Source organism: Paraburkholderia sp. UCT70 (assembly GCF_050434085.1).
In the GTDB taxonomy this organism is placed as follows: domain Bacteria; phylum Pseudomonadota; class Gammaproteobacteria; order Burkholderiales; family Burkholderiaceae; genus Paraburkholderia; species Paraburkholderia tuberum.
In genome coordinates this window covers 527,078-547,508 of the sequence record NZ_JBNPVZ010000004.1, presented here as the reverse complement: position 1 = coordinate 547,508, position 20,431 = coordinate 527,078, and the positions used below count along the sequence as shown (strand labels likewise).

Annotated in this window: 11 protein-coding genes and 2 pseudogenes; 5 read left to right on the top strand and 8 right to left on the bottom strand. The window is 63.7% G+C overall.

Annotated features, from left to right (window positions below):
- Nucleotides 1–81 precede the first annotated feature (81 nt).
- The gene (locus OKW41_RS28025) at nucleotides 82–2,943 is read right to left on the bottom strand and encodes a 2-oxoglutarate dehydrogenase E1 component (protein WP_429574633.1); all 2,862 of its coding nucleotides are present in this window, start codon (nucleotides 2,941–2,943) and stop codon (nucleotides 82–84) included.
- A 403-nt stretch (nucleotides 2,944–3,346) separates the two neighbouring features.
- On the bottom strand, nucleotides 3,347–5,176 hold the full coding sequence (typA, locus tag OKW41_RS28020; RefSeq protein ID WP_429449105.1) for a translational GTPase TypA: 1,830 nt from the start codon (nucleotides 5,174–5,176) through the stop codon (nucleotides 3,347–3,349).
- 325 nt (nucleotides 5,177–5,501) lie between these two features.
- Between typA and OKW41_RS28015 the strand changes: the two genes are divergently transcribed.
- The 4 genes from OKW41_RS28015 (at nucleotide 5,502) to OKW41_RS28000 (ending at nucleotide 10,512) form a co-directional block, all read left to right on the top strand.
- Nucleotides 5,502–6,017: a MarR family winged helix-turn-helix transcriptional regulator gene (locus OKW41_RS28015; protein ID WP_184029907.1), complete on the top strand. Its 516-nt coding sequence runs from the start codon at nucleotides 5,502–5,504 to the stop codon at nucleotides 6,015–6,017.
- Between the two features lie 52 nt (nucleotides 6,018–6,069).
- Entirely contained in the window at nucleotides 6,070–7,590 is a 1,521-nt protein-coding gene (locus OKW41_RS28010) for an efflux transporter outer membrane subunit (protein WP_429574632.1), read from the top strand.
- Nucleotides 7,591–7,673: 83 nt separating this feature from the next.
- Nucleotides 7,674–8,915, top strand: a complete 1,242-nt coding sequence (locus OKW41_RS28005) for an EmrA/EmrK family multidrug efflux transporter periplasmic adaptor subunit (protein WP_429574631.1) — start codon at nucleotides 7,674–7,676, stop codon at nucleotides 8,913–8,915.
- Between the two features lie 34 nt (nucleotides 8,916–8,949).
- Complete coding sequence (locus tag OKW41_RS28000; RefSeq protein ID WP_429574630.1) at nucleotides 8,950–10,512, top strand: DHA2 family efflux MFS transporter permease subunit; 1,563 nt, start codon at nucleotides 8,950–8,952, stop codon at nucleotides 10,510–10,512.
- A gap of 124 nt (nucleotides 10,513–10,636) precedes the next feature.
- Here the strand turns inward: OKW41_RS28000 and truB are convergent, their stop codons facing one another.
- From truB to rimP, 5 genes and pseudogenes are all read right to left on the bottom strand, one after another.
- Nucleotides 10,637–11,572, bottom strand: a complete 936-nt coding sequence (gene truB, locus OKW41_RS27995) for a tRNA pseudouridine(55) synthase TruB (RefSeq protein ID WP_429574629.1) — start codon at nucleotides 11,570–11,572, stop codon at nucleotides 10,637–10,639.
- Between the two features lie 78 nt (nucleotides 11,573–11,650).
- Nucleotides 11,651–12,016: a 30S ribosome-binding factor RbfA gene (rbfA, locus tag OKW41_RS27990; RefSeq protein WP_429449094.1), complete on the bottom strand. Its 366-nt coding sequence runs from the start codon at nucleotides 12,014–12,016 to the stop codon at nucleotides 11,651–11,653.
- A gap of 222 nt (nucleotides 12,017–12,238) precedes the next feature.
- A complete protein-coding gene (gene infB, locus OKW41_RS27985) occupies nucleotides 12,239–15,160 on the bottom strand; it encodes a translation initiation factor IF-2 (RefSeq protein WP_429574628.1) in 2,922 nt (973 codons plus the stop codon).
- Between the two features lie 94 nt (nucleotides 15,161–15,254).
- Nucleotides 15,255–16,731: pseudogene (nusA, locus tag OKW41_RS27980) on the bottom strand (transcription termination factor NusA).
- Nucleotides 16,728–17,186 carry a ribosome maturation factor RimP gene (gene rimP / locus OKW41_RS27975; protein ID WP_429449089.1) on the bottom strand — a complete coding sequence of 153 codons (459 nt, stop codon included), beginning with the start codon at nucleotides 17,184–17,186 and terminating at the stop codon, nucleotides 16,728–16,730. The pseudogene nusA and the gene rimP overlap by 4 nt, the downstream one beginning before the upstream one ends.
- Before the next feature lie 647 nt (nucleotides 17,187–17,833).
- On the opposite strand from rimP, the pseudogene OKW41_RS27970 reads away from it, so the two are divergent.
- Nucleotides 17,834–18,300 (top strand): annotated as a pseudogene (locus OKW41_RS27970) (IS110 family transposase); the annotation flags it as partial.
- Nucleotides 18,301–18,603: 303 nt separating this feature from the next.
- On the opposite strand, the gene rluB reads toward OKW41_RS27970, so the two are convergent.
- Nucleotides 18,604–20,370, bottom strand: coding sequence for a 23S rRNA pseudouridine(2605) synthase RluB (gene rluB / locus OKW41_RS27965; protein WP_429574627.1), 1,767 nt, complete (start codon nucleotides 20,368–20,370; stop codon nucleotides 18,604–18,606).
- Between the last annotated feature and the right edge of the window lie 61 nt (nucleotides 20,371–20,431).

Below are 20,431 nucleotides of genomic sequence, written 5' to 3'. Positions count from 1 at the left end.
TGAACGCCGCGCCTGAACCTCATGGGATCGTTCGGCGCGGCGCGGGAAAGCGCGCTGCGCTTTCCCGGCTCGTCTGTTTCTTTATTTAGCGATCGACGCGCTCTTGAGGCGGCCGAAAGCGCCTTCGACCAGCGCCTTCTGCTGCTCGTAGTGCTTCGCGTAGTAGCCGACTGCAGGGGAAGCCGAAGCCGGACGGCCGCTGTACGCCAGCTTCTGCCCTTCCTTCATGCCTTCCTTCAGATGGTGCTCGATGTAGAACCACGGGCCCTGATTCTGCGGCTCGTCCTGCACCCACACCACTTCGGTTGCGTTGTCGTACTTCTTCATTTCCGCTTCGAACTGCTTGTGCGCGAACGGATAGAGCTGTTCGATACGGATGATTGCGACGTCGTTCGCTTTCGCTTCGCGGCGATGCGCGACCAGGTCGTAGTACACGCGGCCCGAGCAGGCCACCACGCGCTTGACCTTCTTCACGTCGATGGTTTCGTCCACTTCGCCGATGACCGGCTGGAACGAACCCTTCGCGAGTTCCGACAGATCCGACACGGCTTCCTTGTGACGCAGCAACGACTTCGGCGTCGCGACGATCAGCGGCTTGCGGAACAGGCGGATCATCTGGCGACGCAGCAGGTGGAAGACCTGCGCCGGCGTGGTCGGCTGAACGACCTGCATGTTGTGGTCTGCGCACAGTTGCAGGAAACGCTCGATACGCGCCGACGAGTGCTCCGGACCCTGGCCTTCGTAGCCGTGCGGCAGCAGCATGGTCAGGCCCGACACGCGGCCCCACTTCACTTCGCCCGACGAGATGAACTGGTCGATCACGACTTGCGCGCCATTCACGAAGTCGCCGAACTGCGCTTCCCACGCGACGAACGTGTTCGGTTCAGCGGTCGAGTAACCGTATTCGAAGCCGAGCACCGCTTCTTCCGACAGCACCGAGTCGATCACCGTGAACTTCGCCTGACCTTCGGCGATGTTCTGCAGCGGCACGTAGGTGCCGTCGTTCCAGCGCTCGCGGTTCTGGTCGTGCAGCACTGCGTGACGGTGCGTGAACGTGCCGCGGCCCGAATCCTGACCGGTCAGACGAACTGCGTAGCCCGAAGCGACCAGCGATGCGAACGCGAGGTGCTCGCCCATGCCCCAGTCGAGCTTCGCTTCGCCGCGGCCCATGGCGCGACGGTCGTTGATCACGCGCTCGACGAGCGGGTGAACCTTGAAGTTTTCCGGAATCGTGGTGATGCGTTCGGCGAGGCGCTTCAGTTCCGCGAGCGGCACGGCCGTGTCGGCCGCGTCGGTCCACTTGCGGTTCAGGAACGGCACCCAGTCCACCGCGTACTTGCTCTTGTAGTTCGAGAGCACCGGGTCGACCGTGTGGTGGCCCTCGTCCATCGCCTTGCGATAGGCCTTGACGAATTCCTCGCCATCCTCGGCCTTGATGATGCCCTGCTGAACGAGCTTTTCAGCGTACAACGCACGCGTGCCGGGGTGCTTCGAAATCGTCTTGTACATCAGCGGCTGCGTGACCGCCGGGGTGTCCTGCTCGTTGTGGCCCAGCTTGCGGAAGCAGACGATGTCGACGACGACGTCCTTGTGGAACTGCATGCGGAAGTCGATCGCCATCTGGGTGGCCAGCACGACCGCTTCGGGATCGTCACCGTTCACGTGCAGCACCGGCGCTTCGATCATCTTGACGACGTCCGAGCAGTACAACGTGGAGCGCGAGTCGCGCGGGTCCGACGTCGTGAAGCCGATCTGGTTGTTGATGACGATGTGCAGCGTGCCGTGCGTGCCGTAACCGCGCGTTTGCGCGAGGTTCAGCGTTTCCATCACGACGCCCTGGCCGGCGAAAGCCGCGTCGCCGTGGATCTGCACCGGCAGCACCTGAATGCCGTTTTCGTCGCCGCGACGGTCCATACGCGCCTTCGCCGAGCCCTCGACCACCGGGTTGACGATTTCGAGGTGCGACGGGTTGAACGCGAGCGACAGGTGAACCGGGCCGCCTTCCGTCGCGACGTCCGACGAGAAGCCCTTGTGGTACTTCACGTCGCCAGCCGGCAGATCATCGACGTGCTTGCCTTCGAATTCGGCGAACAGGTCTGCCGGCATCTTGCCGAGCGTATTGACCAGCACGTTCAAACGGCCACGGTGAGCCATCGCGATGACGATTTCCTGAACGCCGCGCAGACCGCCGTGACGCACGACTTCGTCCATCGCCGCGATGAAGCTCTCGCCGCCTTCGAGCGAGAAGCGCTTCTGGCCGACGTACTTGGTGTGCAGGAAACGCTCGAGGCCTTCGGCGGCCGTCAGGCGATTCAGGATGTGCTTCTTCTTGTCGTTGTTGAAACTCGGCGTCGAACGGATCGATTCGAGGCGTTCCTTCCACCAGCGCTTCTGCTCCGGATCGCTGATGTACATGTACTCGGCGCCGATCGTGCCGCAGTACGTGTCGCGCAGGGCTTTGACGATCTCGCGCAGCGTCGCGCGCTCGAACCCGAAGTACAGATTCGTTGCGCTGAACTCCTGGTCCATGTCGGCTTCGGTGAAGTCGTAGAACGCGGGTTCAAGTTCGGGGATCGCGGGACGCTCGCGGCGCTTCAGAGGATCGAGATTGGCCCATTGCGAGCCGAGGAAGCGATATGCGCCGATGAGGGACTGGACGTAAACCTGTTTGCGGGCGGTTGCGAGATCTTCGCCGCCGGCCGTTGCGCGCGGCAGGAAGGCATTGGCCTTGGCGCGCTGGGCAAACGATTCGACGATCGGGCCATGGGCCACGTCGTTGGCGTTGCTGCCGTCCGATGCGGGCACGTTCTGCAACGCATCGAAATAGCTGCGCCAGGTCTCGGGCACTGACGCCGGATTATCGAGATACGCTTCGTACATTTCTTCAACGTACGGAGCATTGCCGCCGAACAGATAAGAGTTCGACTGGAATTGCTTCATCATTTTTACGCTCACCTTTCTTCGAGTTTCTCGAGAAATAGCGGGTTACCGAACCTTCCGCGACACGGCCTGACCGTTTAGCGGATTGCGCGAATCAAGTCTTGCTTGGAAGGACCTAAAACTTTGCACCCGGGAGCATAGCACAGAACGAATAGCCCAGATAGCGAACGGCACAGGTGCAAAGCCTGTGATGGCGGGCGTTTCGCGGGCGACGGGGTGCCTTTTCACAGCGCGCAACAGTGTTCTGTGGGAAATGGAGGCGAAGGGCGTGACAGGTCGCGACACTTGGGGCGCAGCGGGAAATGATCGGCATGATGCAGCGCCGCCAATTTTGATGCGCCAAAAACAACGAAGCCACCCGAAGGTGGCTTCCGTTCCCTGCTATTCAGACAGGTTTGCGTCCCGCTTACTCGCCGGCAACCTTGTTGCGGCTCGCGCTGCGGCGCTCGTGTTCCTTCAGGTAGCGCTTGCGCAGACGGATCGACTTTGGCGTGACTTCGACGAGTTCGTCGTCGTCGATGAACTCGACCGCGTATTCGAGCGACAGTTGAACCGGCGGCACGAGACGCACGGCTTCGTCGGTGCCCGATGCGCGCACGTTCGTGAGCTGCTTACCCTTGATCGGGTTCACGACGAGGTCGTTGTCGCGGCTGTGAATACCGATGATCATGCCTTCGTACAGCGCCTCGCCGGGCGACACGAACATGCGGCCGCGATCCTGCAGCTTCCACAGTGCGTACGCGACTGCCGCGCCGTCGTCCTGCGAGATCAGCACGCCGTTGCGACGCTCGCCGACCGCGCCTTCCTTGACCGGCTGGTACGAATCGAACGTGTGGCTCATCAGACCCGTGCCGCGCGTGAGCGTGAGGAATTCCGACTGGAAGCCGATCAGACCACGCGCCGAAATACGGTACTCGAGACGCGTGCGGCCACGGCCGTCCGATGCCATGTCGAGCATTTCGCCCTTGCGGCGGCCAAGTTCTTCCATCACGCCGCCCTGGTGCGTGTCTTCCATGTCGACGGTCAGGTTTTCATACGGCTCGTGCTTCACGCCGTCGACTTCCTGCATCACGACGCGCGGACGCGACACGGCCAGCTCGTAACCTTCGCGCCGCATGTTTTCCACCAGAATGGTCAGGTGCAGCTCGCCGCGGCCCGCCACTTCGAACGTGGTTTCGTCGCCGGTGTCCTTCACGCGCAGCGCGACGTTGTGATTCAGCTCCTTCATCAGGCGGTCGCGAATCTGACGGCTCGTGACGAACTTGCCTTCGCGGCCCGCGAGCGGCGACGAGTTGACGAGGAAGTTCATCGTCAGCGTGGGTTCGTCGACGGTGATCATCGGCAGCGCTTCCGGCTGTTCCGGAGAGCAGATCGTCACGCCGATGCCCACTTCCTCGATACCGTTGATCAGCACGATGTCGCCCGCCTCGGCCGAGTCGACCTGCACGCGATCGAGGCCCTTGAACGACAGCACCTGGTTGATCTTGCGATTGAGGATTTCGCCTTCCGGGCCCGAGCGCACCGCGACGGCCATGCCCGGCTTGATGCGGCCGCGCGTGATACGGCCAATGCCGATACGACCAACGTACGACGAGTAGTCGAGCGACGTGATTTGCAGTTGCAGCGGACCTTCCGGGTCGGCCGGGCGCACCGGCACGTGCTGCAGGATTGCCTCGAACAAAGGACGCATGTCGCCGTCGCGTACATCAGGCGTGAGACCCGCGTAGCCGTTCAGGCCCGATGCGTAGACGATCGGAAAGTCGAGCTGCTCTTCGCTGGCGCCGAGCTTGTCGAACAGGTCGAAGGTCTGGTTGATCACCCAGTCGATCCGCGCGCCCGGACGGTCGACCTTGTTGACCACGACGATCGGCTTCAAACCCAGCGCGAGCGCCTTCTTCGTGACGAAGCGGGTTTGCGGCATCGGGCCTTCCACCGCGTCGACGAGCAGCAGCACCGAGTCGACCATCGACAGCACGCGCTCCACTTCGCCGCCGAAGTCGGCGTGCCCCGGCGTGTCGACGATATTGATGTGCGTGCCCTCGTACTCCACCGCGCAGTTCTTCGACAGGATCGTGATGCCGCGCTCTTTTTCGATGTCGTTCGAGTCCATCACGCGCTCGGCGATCTGCTGGTTCTCGCGGAACGTGGCGGTCTGACGGAGGAGCTGGTCGACGAGCGTGGTCTTGCCGTGGTCGACGTGAGCAATGATGGCGATGTTGCGTAGGGCGCGGGTCATAGGAAACCTGAAGACGGTTGAGTGCGCCGCTTGCTTATGCTGCTGGTTGAGGAGCCAAACCACGACAACAAGCCCAAAGCGCACTTTTGGGAACCCAAAATTATAGCACGCACGGATGATCCTTTCTGGTATTCCCCGATAGACCGTCCGCTCTCCGCGCCTGCGCGAGTTGCGCGAATCGCGCCTTGCCCCGCTCTACGTCATTCCGTACGGTTTGTTGCTTGAGCGCGAAATAATCCTTGCCTAAGCTGTATTAACGCTTGTCGCGTCAATCAACAGCCAGCTATACTAATGCCTAGTCAACCATTGCATTCGCACGAGAATCATGACGGAGCCGTCCAACGAATCCACGCCGGATCTCAGCGAGTACCAGCTCGGCGAAAGCGTCGGCTATCTCATCTCACGGGTGAAATCGACGCTATCAAACCTGATCACGCAGCGCAGCATGGCCGAACTCGGCATCACCAGCCAGCAAGGCAGCATCCTGTTCATGGTGGCGAGCGGCAAATGCCTGCTCGCGGCTGAGTTGGCGCGTGAATACGGTATCGACGCAAGCGCCGTCACGCGCCTGATCGATCGGCTCGAAAAGCGCGGCCTGCTCACGCGGGTGCGCAGTAACGAAGACCGGCGCGTCGTGCGCCTCGCGTTGACGCCGGAAGGCCATGCGATCGCGGCTCGCATGCCGGCCATTTTCAATGGCGTGCTCGATAACCTGCTGAACGGGTTCACCCCGGAAGAAGTGGGCTTCCTGAAGAGCATGCTGCGTCGCGTGCTCGTCAATTCCGGCGAACACACGGGACTTTCCCGCGACGCCGCAAGCCATCCCGATAGCAAATCGTAATAGCTTGCTTGCTGCGTCCATCAATACATTCCACTCAAAGAAGAGTCGAGCGATGAAATCCCTTTCCCTGTCCGCGCCCGCGCTGTCGAGCCGGGCCGCTGTCGCCGCCGCGGTGACGGCGCTCGCCCTCACGGGGTGCGCGAACTACTTCGGCGTCAAAAGCGACAAGCAGATCGCGTCGCCGACGCAGTACGACTCGACGCAGAGTCTGCCCAACGAGGGCGGCCAGTGGCCATCGCTCGACTGGGCCAACCAGTTCGGCGACCCGCAACTGCCGAAGCTGATCGCGGAAGCGCTCGAGGGCAGCCCGTCGATCGCCCAGGCGCAAGCGCGGCTCGCAAAGGCTTCGTCGTATATCGAAAGCTCGCGCGCGGCGCTGTTCCCGAAGGTCAGCGCGAGCTATTCGTGGACCCGCGAGCTGTACTCGGCAAACTCCCTTTACCCGCCTCCGTTCGGCGGCACCTGGTATAGCGAGAACAACGTGCTCGCGAGCGCGTCGTGGGATCTCGACCTGTGGGGCAAGAACCGTCAGCGGCTCGGCCAGGCCGTGTCGCAGCAGAAAGCCGCCGAGGCCGATATGCAGCAGGCGCGCGTGACGCTCGCCGCGTCGGTCGCGAGCACCTACAACCAGCTCTCGCAGCTGTATGCGTTCCGCGACATCGCCGCGCGTGAAATCGCGAACCGCCAGGACGTCGGCCGTATCACGAATGACCGCGTGACGGCCGGCCTCGACACCAACGTCGAGAAGCAGACCGCCGCCGGCAACGTCGCGACGAGCCAGTCGAACCTGACCGACCTCGACGGACAGATCACCGTCGTGCGCTACCAGTTGGGCGCGCTGCTTGGCAAAGGCCCGGACCGTGGCCTGCAGATCGACAAGCCGGTGCTCACCGGCGGCGACGTGGTCGCTCTGCCGGACAACATCCCGGCCGACCTCGTGGCGCGTCGCGCGGACATCGTCGCCGCGCGCTGGCAGGTCGAAGCCGCGATGCATGACGTGAAGGAAGCGAAAGCCGAGTTCTACCCGGACGTGAATCTCGCGGCCGGCTTCGGCTTCGACGCTTTCGGCTGGGGCCGTTTCCTGACCGCGTCGAGCCGTCAGATCCAGTTCGGCCCGGCGATCCATCTGCCGATCTTCGACGCCGGCGCGTTGCGCGCGCAGTTGAAGGGCCGCTACGCCGACTTCGAGGGCGACGTCGCGAACTACAACCAGACGCTGATCAACGCGCTGCAGGACGTCTCGACGCAGGTGTCGTCGATCCGCTCGATCGACCGCCAGGAGGGTGACGCCCAGCGCGCGCTCGACGCGTCGAGCAAGGCGTACCAGCTCGCCGTAATCCGCTACAAGGCCGGCCTGTCGCCGCAGCTGCAGGTGCTCACCGCCGACGAAAACCGCCTTGCCGCCGAGCAGACGGTCACGGGCCTGCAGATGCGCCGCCGTAGTCTGCAGATCGGTCTGATCAAGGCACTGGGCGGCGGCTTCGACGCAACCCAGACCGGTCTCGTCGTGCCGACCGATGCTCCCGCATCGGCCAACGCCGCGAACCACGCCACGAGCACCGCCGCGAACTGAGCGAGCCCGCCCGCGCCGACGCACACGCATACACACGAACACCCGAATAAACGACGACGTTCAAAAGAACCCGGAGCACATCAATGAGCACCCCCCAGCAGCCCGCCACTCCACCGCAAGCGGCGAACAACGGCAAACGCAAGCGCATGATGACGCTGCTCGTCATCGTGATCCTGATTGCCGCGGTCGCGTACGGCCTGTACTACTTCCTCGTCGCGCGCTTCCATGAAGACACCGACGATGCCTACGTGAGCGGCAACGTCGTGCAGATCACCCCGCAGGTCACGGGCACCGTGATCGCGGTCAACGCGGACGACACCCAGGTCGTCAAGGCCGGCGACCCGCTCGTCGTGCTCGACCCGGCCGACGCGCGCGTCGCACTCGAACAGGCCGAGGCCAATCTTGCGCAGGTGGTGCGCCAGGTGCGCGGTCTGTTCGCCGACGACAGCCAGTACGAAGCGCGGGTCGCGGCGAGCCAGGCCGATCTGTCGCGCGCCCAGGACGACCTGAAGCGCCGTATGACGGTCGCGCAGACCGGCGCGGTATCGCAGGAAGAAATTTCGCACGCACGCGACTCCGTGAAGAGCGCGCAAGCCGCGCTCGACGCCGCCAAACAGCAACTCGCGGCAAACCGCGCGCTGACCGCCAACACCACGATCGCCGATCACCCGAACGTGCAGTCCGCCGCCGCGAAGCTGCGTGACGCATACCTGAACCACGCTCGCAATACTCTGCCGGCGCCGGTCACAGGCTATGTCGCAAAACGCTCGGTGCAGGTCGGCCAGCGCGTATCGCCCGGCTCGCCGCTGATGGCGATCGTGCCGCTGCATGACGTGTGGGTCGACGCGAACTTCAAGGAAGTGCAACTGAAGCACATGCGCATCGGCCAGCCGGTCGAACTGACGGCCGACGTCTACGGCTCGTCGGTGCCGTATCACGGCAAGGTGGTCGGCTTCTCGGCCGGCACGGGTTCGGCGTTCTCGCTGCTGCCTGCGCAGAACGCGACCGGCAACTGGATCAAGGTCGTGCAGCGTCTGCCGGTGCGTATTTCGCTCGATCCGCAGGAACTGGAGAAGCATCCGCTGCGTATCGGTCTGTCGATGCAAGCTGACGTGAACATCAAGGACGACACCGGCGGCCAGCTCGGTCAGGCGCCGTCCACGGCTTACCAGACCAACGTCTTCGACAAGTACGGCGCGGAAGCCGATGCGGAAATCGCGCGCATCATCTCGGAAAACGCCGGCACGAACGCGAACGGCGGCGCGCAGAAGTCGAGCGCGGCGAGCGCCGCGGCCGCCGCGAAACCGGCGGCCCATAAGAGCTGAGGGTCCGCCCGATGATTCATGGAAGGCTCTTTTAATGGCTCAGGCTCAGGCGCAAGCCCCTCACCCGCCGCTCGAGGGCGCGCAACTGGTGATCGGCACCATCGCGGTGTCGCTCGCCGTGTTCATGAACGTGCTCGACACGTCGATCGCGAACGTGTCGATCCCGTCGATTTCCGGCGACCTCGGCGTATCGTCCGACCAGGGCACGTGGGTGATTACGTCGTTCGCGGTGGCCAACGCGATCTCGGTGCCGCTGACCGGCTGGCTCACCGACCGCATCGGCCAGGTGCGGCTGTTCATGGCGTCGATCGTGCTGTTCGTGCTGTCGTCATGGATGTGCGGGCTGTCGCCGAACCTGCCGTTCCTGCTTGCGTCGCGCGTGCTGCAAGGCGCGGTGGCCGGCCCGATGATCCCGCTGTCGCAGACGCTGCTGCTCGCGAGCTATCCGCGCGCGAAGGCGCCGATGGCGCTATCGATGTGGGCGATGACCACGCTAATCGCACCGGTTGCCGGTCCGATTCTCGGCGGCTGGATTTCCGACAACATCTCGTGGCCGTGGATCTTCTACGTCAACATTCCCGTCGGCGCGGTCGCGGCCGCCGCGACGTGGATGATCTTCCGTAACCGCGATTCGGTGATCAGGAAGGCGCCAATCGACGGCGTCGGTCTCGGTCTTCTGATCGTCTGGGTCGGCTCGCTTCAGGTGATGCTCGACAAGGGCAAGGACCTCGACTGGTTCTCGTCGACGACGGTCGTCGTACTCGCGGTCGTTGCGGTGATCGCGCTCGCGTTTTTTATCGTGTGGGAGTTGACGGCCGAGCATCCGGTGGTTGATCTGTCGCTGTTCAGCCGCCGCAATTTCACCGGCGGCACGATCGCGCTGTCGATCGGCTATGGGCTTTACTTTGGCAATCTCGTGCTATTGCCGCTGTGGCTGCAGACCGATATCGGCTACACGGCGACCGAAGCCGGACTCGTGATGGCACCCGTCGGTGTGTTCGCGATCCTGTTGTCGCCGCTGACCGGCAAGGTGCTGCCGCGTACCGATCCGCGCTATATCGCGACGCTGTCGTTCCTGATTTTCGCGCTGTGTTTCTGGATGCGCTCGCGTTATACGACGGGCGTCGATACGTACTCGCTGATGCTGCCCACGCTGATTCAAGGTATCGGTATGGCCGGCTTCTTTATTCCGCTCGTGTCGATCACGCTGTCGGGCTTGCCGGGCCATCGGATTCCGGCGGCCTCGGGGCTGTCGAACTTCGTGCGGATCATGTGCGGCGGTATCGGCACGTCGATCTTCCAGACCGCCTGGGATCACCGCACGATCATGCATCACGCACAACTGACCGAACAGGCGAATGCTTACAACCCGGCGTTCGGTCAATCGATTCGTCAGATGGGCGCGGCGGGCCTGGATCAGCAGCAGACCTATGGTCTCTTCAACACCATGGTCACGCAGCAGGCCGCGCAGCTCGGCGTAAACGATCTGTTCTTCATTTCGGCCGGTATTTTTGTCGCGCTGATCGCGCTGATCTGGATCACGCGGCCGGAACGGGCAGGCGGCGATGCGGGAGCGGCGGCGGCCACGGCGCATTGAGGGGGGTGTTTGTGGTGTTGCTTTAGTTCGACACCGCTCCACCGGAGGGCATGATCAAAACGGGATCGCTCGATGGCGATCCCGTTTTTTTATTGTCCGCGCCGGGCTGGCAAAACGGCGACCTCTAGCTCTCCGTCGTCACGATCACACGGTCGGGTGCGAGCACACCTTCGCCCGGCTTCGCGACCCCCAGAAGCCGCCCCTGCGCCGAGTACACCCTCACGCGCGGGGCATTCACCGCGTCGGCGGCGATCGTCAGCGACGACAGCTTCAGGCGCTGGCCGTGAAGGAAGCGGCGCGTGTCATCGTCGTTCAGACAGACCTGCGGGAACGTGGACAGCAGCGCGTCGACCGGTTGCAGCCATGCGTCGCGTTCGAGTTCGGTCGCGTAGGACAACGCGTCGAGCGTGACCGAATGCTCGAGCGTCAGCGCGCCGACGCCCGTGCGCCGCAGCGCGACCAGATGCGCGCCGCAGCCGAGCGCTTCGCCGATATCCTCGGCAAGCGTGCGCACATAGGTGCCCTTGCTGCACGTTACGCGAAACGTCACATCCGGCAACGCGCACGCAATCAGCTCGAGCGCGCGAATCGTCACCTGCCGCCCTTCCCGTTCGACCGTCTGGCCGGCGCGCGCGTACTCGTACAGCGGCCTGCCATCGCGCTTGAGCGCCGAGTACATCGGCGGAATCTGAACGATCTCGCCGATGAATTTCGGCAAAGCCGCCCGCACCGCCGCTTCGTCGCAGTCGACGGCGCGGATGTCGAACGCCTCGCCTTCGGCGTCGCCGGTGGTCGTGCGGATACCGAGGCGCATCGTCGCCTCGTAGGTCTTGTCGGCTTCGAGCAAGTCTTGCGAAAACTTGGTGGCCTCGCCGAAACACAGCGGCAGCAGGCCGGTTGCCAGCGGATCGAGCGTGCCGGTGTGGCCCGCTTTTTTCGCGAGATAAAGACGTTTCGCGCGAACCAGCGCGTCGTTGCTCGACAGGCCGAGCGGCTTGTCGAGCAGCAGCACGCCATCGAGCGCGCGACGCGGCACGCGGGGGCGTTGAGGTGCGGTCATGTCGAGGGAGGCAGAACGTTCGGGAAATGCGAAAAACGGCGCCGCGCGCTACATGGAACGCCACGGCATGGCAGACGCTCAGTCGTCTTTCGCGCGCATGGAATTTGCCTCGTCGATCAGACGCGACATCTCCACGGCGCGCTCGATCGTCTTGTCGTAGTGGAAATGCAGCGTCGGCACCGTGTGGATATGCAGGCGCTTGAACAGCAGATTGCGCAGATGGCCGGCAGCGTGCGTCAGCGCTTCGAGCGTTTGCTGCGGGTCGCCCGTCAGCGTCGTGAAGTAGACCTTTGCGTGCGCGTAGTCGGGCGTTAGCTCGACGCTCTGAAATGTGACAATGCCGATGCGCGGATCCTTGACCTCGCGCAGAAGCTCAGCCAGGTCGCGCTGGATCTGATCGGCGATCTGCACGTTGCGATTGGGAGTAGTACGTTTCTTAGGCATGGTGTTGTGTGCTCCGCTAAGACGGATGCAAAAAATGGGTTCGCGCGAGCCGTGTTCGATATTCGTTCGATACGACGGCGTCGCGGTCGCCGCGGCGGGGTGAGAGTCCATTTGCGGCGAACGCGGCAACCAAGCCAGCAACAAACTCGACACTGCGGGCTCAAAAACAACGGGCGGAGCGGGCGTCAAGCCCGTTCCGCCCGCTGTGCCGTGCCGCGCGAATTACAGCGTACGCGCGACTTCGGTGACCTCGAAGACTTCGAACTGATCGCCTTCGACGATATCGTTGAAGTTCTTGATCGACATACCGCACTCGAAGCCCTGACGGACTTCTTTCACATCGTCCTTGAACCGCTTGAGCGAATCGAGCTCGCCCGTGAAGATGACGACGTTGTTGCGCAGCACGCGCACCGACGACGAGCGCTTGACGAAACCGTCCGTGACCATACAGCCGGCCACCGTGCCGACCTTCGGCACCTTGAATACCTGGCGTACATCCACCGTGCCCGTCACGACTTCGCGCTTCTCCGGCGCCAGCATGCCCGACATTGCCGCCTTCACGTCATCCACGGCGTCGTAGATGATGTTGTAGTAGCGGATGTCGACGCCATTAGCTTCCGCGAGCTTGCGAGCCTGCGCATCCGCGCGGGTGTTGAAGCCGATGATGACCGCCTTCGACGCCGTCGCGAGATTGACGTCCGACTCGCTGATGCCGCCGACCGCTCCGTGCACGATCTGCACGCGTACTTCGTCGGTGGAGAGCTTCTGCAGCGACTGCACCAGCGCTTCCTGCGAACCCTGCACGTCGGCTTTGACGATGAGCGGCAGGTACTGCACTTCGCCCTCGCCCATCTGCTCGAGCATGTTCTCGAGCTTCGCGGCCTGCTGCTTTGCGAGCTTGACGTCGCGGAACTTGCCCTGACGGAACAGCGCAACTTCACGCGCCTTGCGCTCGTCCGGCATCACGATTACTTCTTCGCCAGCCTGCGGCACTTCCGACAGACCCTGGATTTCGACCGGGATCGACGGACCCGCGGACTTGGTCGGCTTGCCGGTTTCGTCGAGCATGGCACGCACGCGACCGTAGGCGCTGCCTGCCAGCACGACGTCGCCGCGGTTCAGCGTACCTGACTGGACGAGGATCGTTGCGACCGGACCCTTACCCTTGTCAAGCTTCGCTTCGATGACGAGACCCTTGGCCGGCGATTCGACCGGTGCCTTCAGCTCCAGCACCTCGGCCTGCAGCAGCACGTTTTCGAGCAGATCGTCGATGCCCGCGCCAGTCTTCGCCGACACCGCCACGAACGGCGAGTCGCCGCCGTACTCTTCCGGCACGACGCCTTCCGTGACGAGCTCCTGCTTCACGCGCTCCGGATTCGCTTCCGGCTTGTCGATCTTGTTGATCGCGACGACGAGCGGCACGCCGCCAGCCTTCGCGTGGGAGATCGCTTCCTTCGTCTGCGGCATCACGCCATCGTCGGCGGCCACCACCAGGATCACGATGTCGGTCGCCTTCGCACCGCGGGCACGCATTGCCGTAAAGGCTTCGTGACCCGGCGTGTCCAGGAACGTGATCACGCCGCGCGGCGTTTCGACGTGGTAGGCGCCGATGTGCTGCGTAATACCGCCCGCTTCGCCTGCCGCAACCTTCGCGCGGCGGATGTAGTCGAGCAGCGAGGTCTTGCCGTGGTCGACGTGGCCCATCACCGTGACGACCGGCGGACGTGGCAGCGCTTCGGCGTCGCTCGCTTCGCCTTCGACCAGCATGGCTTCCGGATCGTCCAGCTTCGCCGCGAGCGCATGGTGGCCCAGTTCCTCGACGATGATCATCGCCGTTTCCTGGTCCAGCATCTGGTTGATCGTGACCATCTGGCCGAGCTTCATCATCACCTTGATGACTTCCGAAGCCTTCACCGCCATCTTGTGCGCGAGATCCGCGACCGTGATGGTTTCCGGCACATGCACTTCACGCACGATCGGTTCGGTCGGCGCCTGGAACGTGGTGGTCTGCTCCTGATGCTTGCCACGCCCCTTCGGACCGCCGCGCCAGCCACGATCGACGCCGCCGCTCGAATCGCCGCGCGTCTTGATGCCGCGGCGCTTCGCTGCGTCGTCCTGCCAGCCGCTCTTACCGCCGCCCGGCTTCTTCTTGTCGCCCGCCGACGGTGCGCTCGCGGGCGCCGGAGTCGCGGCGGTTGCCGGCTTTCTCGCTGCCGGGCGCGCCGGTGCTTCACCAGCCGGACGCGCCGGCTTGTGCAGCGTGCCCTTGGCTTCGGCCGCCTTGGCCGGCTCGGCGGGCTTCGGTGCCGGTTCCGGCGCCTTCACCTGCGCCTTGCGCGGCGTGTTCATCATTTCGCGAATCGCGCGCGCTTCGGCTTCGGCCGCCGCGCGGCGCTTGGCGATTTCTTCCTGTTCGGCGCGCGCCTTTTCGGCGGCCACGCGCGCGGCATCTTCCGCTTTCTTCGCGGCTTCGCGTTGCGCGGCGCGTTCCGCTGCCGCGCGTTCGTCGTCCTGCTCGTTTGCCTTCTCGGCAACCGGTGCAGCGGCTTTCGCCGCCGCCTGCTGGGCCTTCTCGCGAGCCGCCGCCTCGGCCGCAGCCGATGCACGCTTCTTTGCATCTTCTTCCGCGCGCTGACGCTCGGCTTCCGCGGCCTGCTCGCGCGCCTGACGGTCGACTTCTTCGCGCTCGAGCTGTTCCTGGCGCGCCTTCAGCTCCTGCGCCTGCTTTTCGAGCAGCTCAGCTTCGTGACGTGCTTCTTCCTCACGACGCTGCAGTTCGAAATCTTCTGCGTCCGCGTTCTCGGCCACATGATTCGATGCATCCCCGCCTTCCGCGACAGTCTCGTCGCGGCGGACGAACGTGCGCTTCTTGCGCACCTCGACCTGAATGGTGCGAGCTTTGCCCGTCGCATCGGACTGCTTGATCTCCGACGTATGCCGTTTCGTCAGCGTGATCTTGCGCTTGTCTGCATCAGTCGAGCCGTGAGACTTGCGCAAGTGGTCGAGCAGACGCGCCTTGTCCGTTTCGGACAAGGAGTCGGCTTCGCTCGCTTTTGTGACGCCAGCTGCCTGCAGCTGCTCAAGCAGCACGCCTGCAGGCATTTTCAGTTCCGCGGCAAATTGGGCTACGTTGTTACTCGCCATTCATTCCTCTTAATGCAAGGACCGATTCCTTGCGGTTAGCATCGGGTCATGCGGCCTGACGGCCGCGTTCAATTCAGTGCGCCATGGTCATTTCTCACTGGAACCAGTGTTCACGTGCTTTCATGATCAACGCCTTAGCGGCATCCTCTCCCATCCCAGTCATCTCGACCAGTTCATCCACGGCCAGCTCGGCGAGTTCGTCGCGCGTCTGGATCTGATGTTCGGCCAGTTTCGCGAGCAGGTCGGCGTCCATGCCGTCCAGGCTCTTCAGGTCGAGCGCTACATTCTCGACCTTTTCTTCGTTCGCGATCGCCATCGTCAACAGCGCGTCGCGCGAGCGGTTTGCGCAGTTCGTGAACGGTGTCTTCGTCGAATGCCTCGATTTCGAGCATTTCGTTGAGCGGCACGTAGGCGATCTCTTCGAGGCTTGTGAAGCCTTCGTCGATCAGGATGTCGGCGACTTCCTCGTCGACATCGAGACGCGCCATGAACAGGTCGCGCAGGACGCCGCGCTCCTGATTCTGCTTCTGCGCAGATTCGTCCGGCGTCATGATGTTGATCTGCCAGCCGGTGAGCTCGCTGGCAAGCCGCACGTTCTGGCCGCTGCGGCCGATCGCGACCGCGAGTTCGTTCTCGTCGACGACGACGTCCATCGAATGCTTTTCTTCATCGACGACGATCGACTGCACGGCTGCCGGCGCGAGCGCGCCGATCACGAACTGGGCGGGGTCTTCCGACCATAGCACGATGTCGACGTTTTCGCCACCGAGCTCGTTGCGTACGGCCTGCACGCGCGAGCCGCGAATACCGACGCAGGTGCCGATCGGATCGATGCGCTTGTCATAAGCCACCACGCCGATCTTCGCGCGCACGCCCGGATCGCGAGCCGCCGCCTTGATCTCGAGCAGGCCCTGCTCGATTTCCGGCACTTCCATCTCGAACAGCTTCATCAGGAATTCCGGCGCCGTACGCGACAGCTCGATCTGCGGACCACGCGCGGTGCGGTCGACCTTCGCGATATACGCGCGCACGCGGTCGCCCACCCGAAGGTTTTCCTTCGGGATTAGCTGGTCGCGGCGCAGCAACGCTTCGACGCGGCCCGATTCGACGATGAAGTTGCCCTTGTCGAGGCGCTTCACCGAGCCGGTCATGATGTGTTCGCCGCGCTCGAGGAAGTCGCTCAGGATCTGCTCGCGCTCGGCGTCGCGCACCTTCTGCAGGATCACCTGCTTGGCGGCCTGCGCGCCGATACGGCCGAATTCGATCGACGGCACCGGCTCCTCGATGAACTCGTCGAGCTGAATATTGGGCTGCTGCTCGCGCGCCTCGAATAGCAGAATTTCCTGATCCGGTTCCTGCAGACCGGCTTCGTCCGGCACCACCTTCCAGCGGCGAAACGTTTCGTGCTCGCCGCTTTCACGGTCGATGTGGACGCGGATATCCGCATCTTCTTCGAAGAGTTTCTTGGAGGCCGAAGCGAGAGCCGCTTCGAGCGCGGCAAATACCACGTCCTTATCGACATTCTTCTCGCGTGCCAGCGCATCCACCAGCATCAACACTTCGCGACTCATTGTTTGCGGCTCCTAAAGTCAACTTTCGGAACAAGGCGCGCCTTGTCCATGTCCGCGAGCGTGAAATCGAGCATCGCGGCCCCTTCTTTTCCTTCAAATTCCAGACCGATCGTCTCGCCTTGCGGAGCATGCAAAATGCCCCGGTACGATTTCCGACCGTCCAATGGCTTTTTCAGTGTGATAACCGCTTCGCTGCCCGCGAAACGTTCAAAATCCGCCAGTTTCTTCAGCGAGCGATCGAGACCGGGTGACGATACTTCGAGCCGCTCGTAATCGATATTTTCGACCGTCAGAACGTGCTGGAGCTGACGCGTGACTTTCTCGCAATCTTCGATTGCGATGCCGGCTGGCTGGTCGATATAGATACACAACATGCCGCGCCCGGTGCGCTCGAGATCGACGAGCTCGTAGCCGAGTCCCACGACCGTGGTTTCAATCAGTTCCGTCAGTTGCACAGTGCCCTCTTAGATGTTCGCGCAGCGAGCCTCGCCTCTTCTGCAAACAACCAATGCGGGCCGCGCGCCAAGCCGGCGCACGTTCGTGCGAACCCGAGATGCCGAACCACGATGAACTGAGCGGCAAAAAAAAATGGGCTGAACGCCCATCATCTTATTGCCGGTGGTCGCACCTGAGCCGCACATGAAACCGTACGCCCAGCGACTTCGCGATTGTAGCCATTTTCCGGCCCAAACGCAATCCGCGGAACGCCGGGCGATGCGCATTTCCGCTTGATTTGATAGGAATCTTTCGACAATGTGGCGGCAAATCCGGGCTTTTGCAAGGTTGCCCGAGCCGTCGGGAGGGGGAGCCGGACGGGCTACGCCAACACTTTGCGGCGATGCGTCCTGTCGGTCTTCAGCGCAGTTTCGCACGGCGTTTGACGCATCGGAACGCCGCTCGAACACGGCAAACAAGAGGCGGCATAAAATCGCCAAAAACGATAAACGGCTCGGCCGGGAAGCACTCGACATTGCTAGTCAGTATGACTCCCGTGAGGCAATGGCTGGCCTGCCGTGAGGAATCAAGCGCGGGTTAGCATTGCAGCCAGAACAGCACAGTGCGGACACGGCCGCTCCCGGCGATTTCCGGCACGGAGTCCAGCGTGGAAGACGATAGCACGCTGTGCGTCGGTCTCGATGTACACAAAGACTCGATCACAGTCGCGTATGCGCTGGGCTCGGGCGAAGTCGAACTGCTGGGCAAGATCGGCATGACGCAGGCTGATATCGATCACCTGTGCAGGCGCCTGCAGTCGAAAGCGCGGCACATCTGCGTTGTCTGCGAGGCCGGTCCATGCGGCTACGGACTTTACCGGCAGTTCGTGCAGAAGGGATTCGGGTGCATCGTGTGCGCCCGATCGCTGATTCCGAAAAAAAACGGGTGAACGGGTCAAGACTGAGCGGCGTGATGCGATCAAGCTTGCGCGGTCTTTGCGCGCCGGTGACCTCTCCGCAGTGTACGTGCCGAGCGACGCGAAGCGTTCCGCGATCTGGCACGGACGTGGGTGGCGCCAAAGACGACCTGAAGCGCGCACGGCAACGCGTGAAGGCCTTTCTACTCTCGCTTGGGACGAGTAACCCGCGACCAGGCTACGCAACGAACTACTGCATCCGACTTGCGGTTCCAGATAGCGGCAGGCTCATTGGGCGGACATCTGTAGTGCGGTACCCAACCCGCGGATATCAGCTTGATCCACCGCCGAAATGTACTGCTACGCCGCCCTGAGGAAATTCCGGCAACTTGAATTCGAGAAACTGAAAAAACCGATCCCGATTGACACCGGGAGTCATATCTGCCTGGCAGATCATGCGAACTGCACGAAAGGGTATGGCCGTTCAACGGCCACCCCTCAAACGCGGTACAGCGCCCCGCTCAACGGCCGCGCGAGCGACCACGCGCCGTGCCGCCGCCACGATTCGCGCCGCCCGAACCCGCGTTGCCGCCGGCACGGTTGGTGTTGCCGCCACGATTGCCGCCCGGCCCGCGATTGCCGCCGCTGTCGCCGGCCGCGCCGGCACGCTTGCCGCCAGTGCGCGCACGGTTGCCGTTGGGCGACGACCCGCGATTGCCGTCGACGCGCTGCCCCCCGGCGCCGCGATTTCCCACACCGACACCAGAACCAGTGCCGCCCCCCATGCCCGCGCCGAAGCCACCGCCCGCCGCGCCACGGCGACCCTGTCCGCGCGGCTGCTGCTCGAAGCGGCTGTGCGACATCAACACCGGCTCGCGGTTGATAAAGCCCATCGACGTCTGCATCGGATCCGGCTGACGACGCTCCGGCGCCGCATTGCGGCTACCGCGCTCCTCAGTCGGCGCCTTCAGGCCGACCGACGCCATCAGTGCGCGCACCTGATTGTCCTCGAGTTCTTCCCAGCGGCCGCGCTTCAGACCACGCGGCAGGGAGATCGGGCCGTGGCGCGTACGGATCAGCCGGCTGACCATCAGGCCGGCCGCTTCGAACATGCGGCGTACTTCGCGATTCCGCCCTTCGGCGAGCGCGACGTGGTACCAGTGATTCGTGCCTTCGCCGCCGCCGTCGCGGATGCGCAAGAAATTCGCCGGGCCGTCCTCGAGTTCGACGCCGTGTAGCAGCTTCTGACGCATACCCTCGGCGAGCTCGCCGACGACACGCACCGCGTATTCGCGCTCGACGCTATAACGCGGATGCATGAACCGGTTCGCGAGATCGCCCGAGGTGGTCAGCATCAGAAGACCTTCGGTGTTGAAGTCGAGACGCCCGACCGCGACCCACTTGGCGGTTTTCATCGGTGGCAGCTTGTCGAACACCGATGGACGGCCTTCCGGGTCCGCGTGGCTAACGATTTCGCCGGTCGGTTTGTGGTACAGCAGCACGCGCGGCGGCTTGCTGGCGAGCCTGCGCTTCACCGGCTTGCCGTTGATGCGGACCTGGTCGGTCGGCATGATGCGCTGGCCGATGTGCGCCGGTTCGCCGTTCACCGACACGCGGCCGGCGATGATCAGCTCTTCCATGTCGCGGCGCGAGCCCATGCCCGCCTCGGCGAGCACCTTGTGCAGCTTCGGCGCGTCGTCATCGGGCGACAGCACGCGCTTCGGGCCCGCTGCCTTGCCACGGCGCAGCATCGGCGCGCGTACGCCGCCAGTCGTGGTGTTGTCGGCATCGAATGCGGGCGACGTCACGTATGAGAACAGATCGTCCTGAGCTGACTCCGCGGCCGCATCGGCGCCGCGGCGATTCTGGCGCTGGCCCTCACGTTGACCTTCGCGCGGCTGACGTTCCCGCTGGTCTTCGCGTGACGCGCCCTCGCGCTTCGCACCGCCGGCGTTACGACGCCCGCCCTGTTTCGCGCCCGCGTCCTTGCGCGGCGTGCGCACCTGGGCGACGACCTCGCCGTCCGGCGGCGTTTCGGCAACGACCGGCGCGCCTTGCGCGGGCGCGCCCTCGGCTGCCTTCGTCTTCGCGCCGGCACGGCGTCGGGCGATCAGGCTGCGCGGCCCGCGACGCAGACCGCGGCGGGGGCGCTCTTCGCCCTCTGCTTCCGCGCCATGAGCCTGGCGCTCGCCCTCGCCTGTCGTCGCTTGCGTAGTGCGTTCGTCGGTCCGCGCCGACGGCACGGGGCGCTCGGATTCGGACGAATCGGTGTCGTGGGTATGTGTCAAAACAACCTCAAAATGTCAGGTCGCGCGCGCCCGTTGCGGGCGCGGCAAAAAAGTTCGGTTA

Bases quoted from the DNA above. Each gene is read 5' to 3' on its own strand.
- OKW41_RS28025 (WP_429574633.1), bottom strand. From the start codon at position 2,943: ATGATGAAGCAATTCCAGTCGAACTCTTATCTGTTCGGCGGCAATGCT.
- typA (WP_429449105.1), bottom strand. From the start codon at position 5,176: ATGACCCGCGCCCTACGCAACATCGCCATCATTGCTCACGTCGACCAC.
- OKW41_RS28015 (WP_184029907.1), top strand. From the start codon at position 5,502: ATGACGGAGCCGTCCAACGAATCCACGCCGGATCTCAGCGAGTACCAG.
- OKW41_RS28010 (WP_429574632.1), top strand. From the start codon at position 6,070: ATGAAATCCCTTTCCCTGTCCGCGCCCGCGCTGTCGAGCCGGGCCGCT.
- OKW41_RS28005 (WP_429574631.1), top strand. From the start codon at position 7,674: ATGAGCACCCCCCAGCAGCCCGCCACTCCACCGCAAGCGGCGAACAAC.
- OKW41_RS28000 (WP_429574630.1), top strand. From the start codon at position 8,950: ATGGCTCAGGCTCAGGCGCAAGCCCCTCACCCGCCGCTCGAGGGCGCG.
- truB (WP_429574629.1), bottom strand. From the start codon at position 11,572: ATGACCGCACCTCAACGCCCCCGCGTGCCGCGTCGCGCGCTCGATGGC.
- rbfA (WP_429449094.1), bottom strand. From the start codon at position 12,016: ATGCCTAAGAAACGTACTACTCCCAATCGCAACGTGCAGATCGCCGAT.
- infB (WP_429574628.1), bottom strand. From the start codon at position 15,160: ATGGCGAGTAACAACGTAGCCCAATTTGCCGCGGAACTGAAAATGCCT.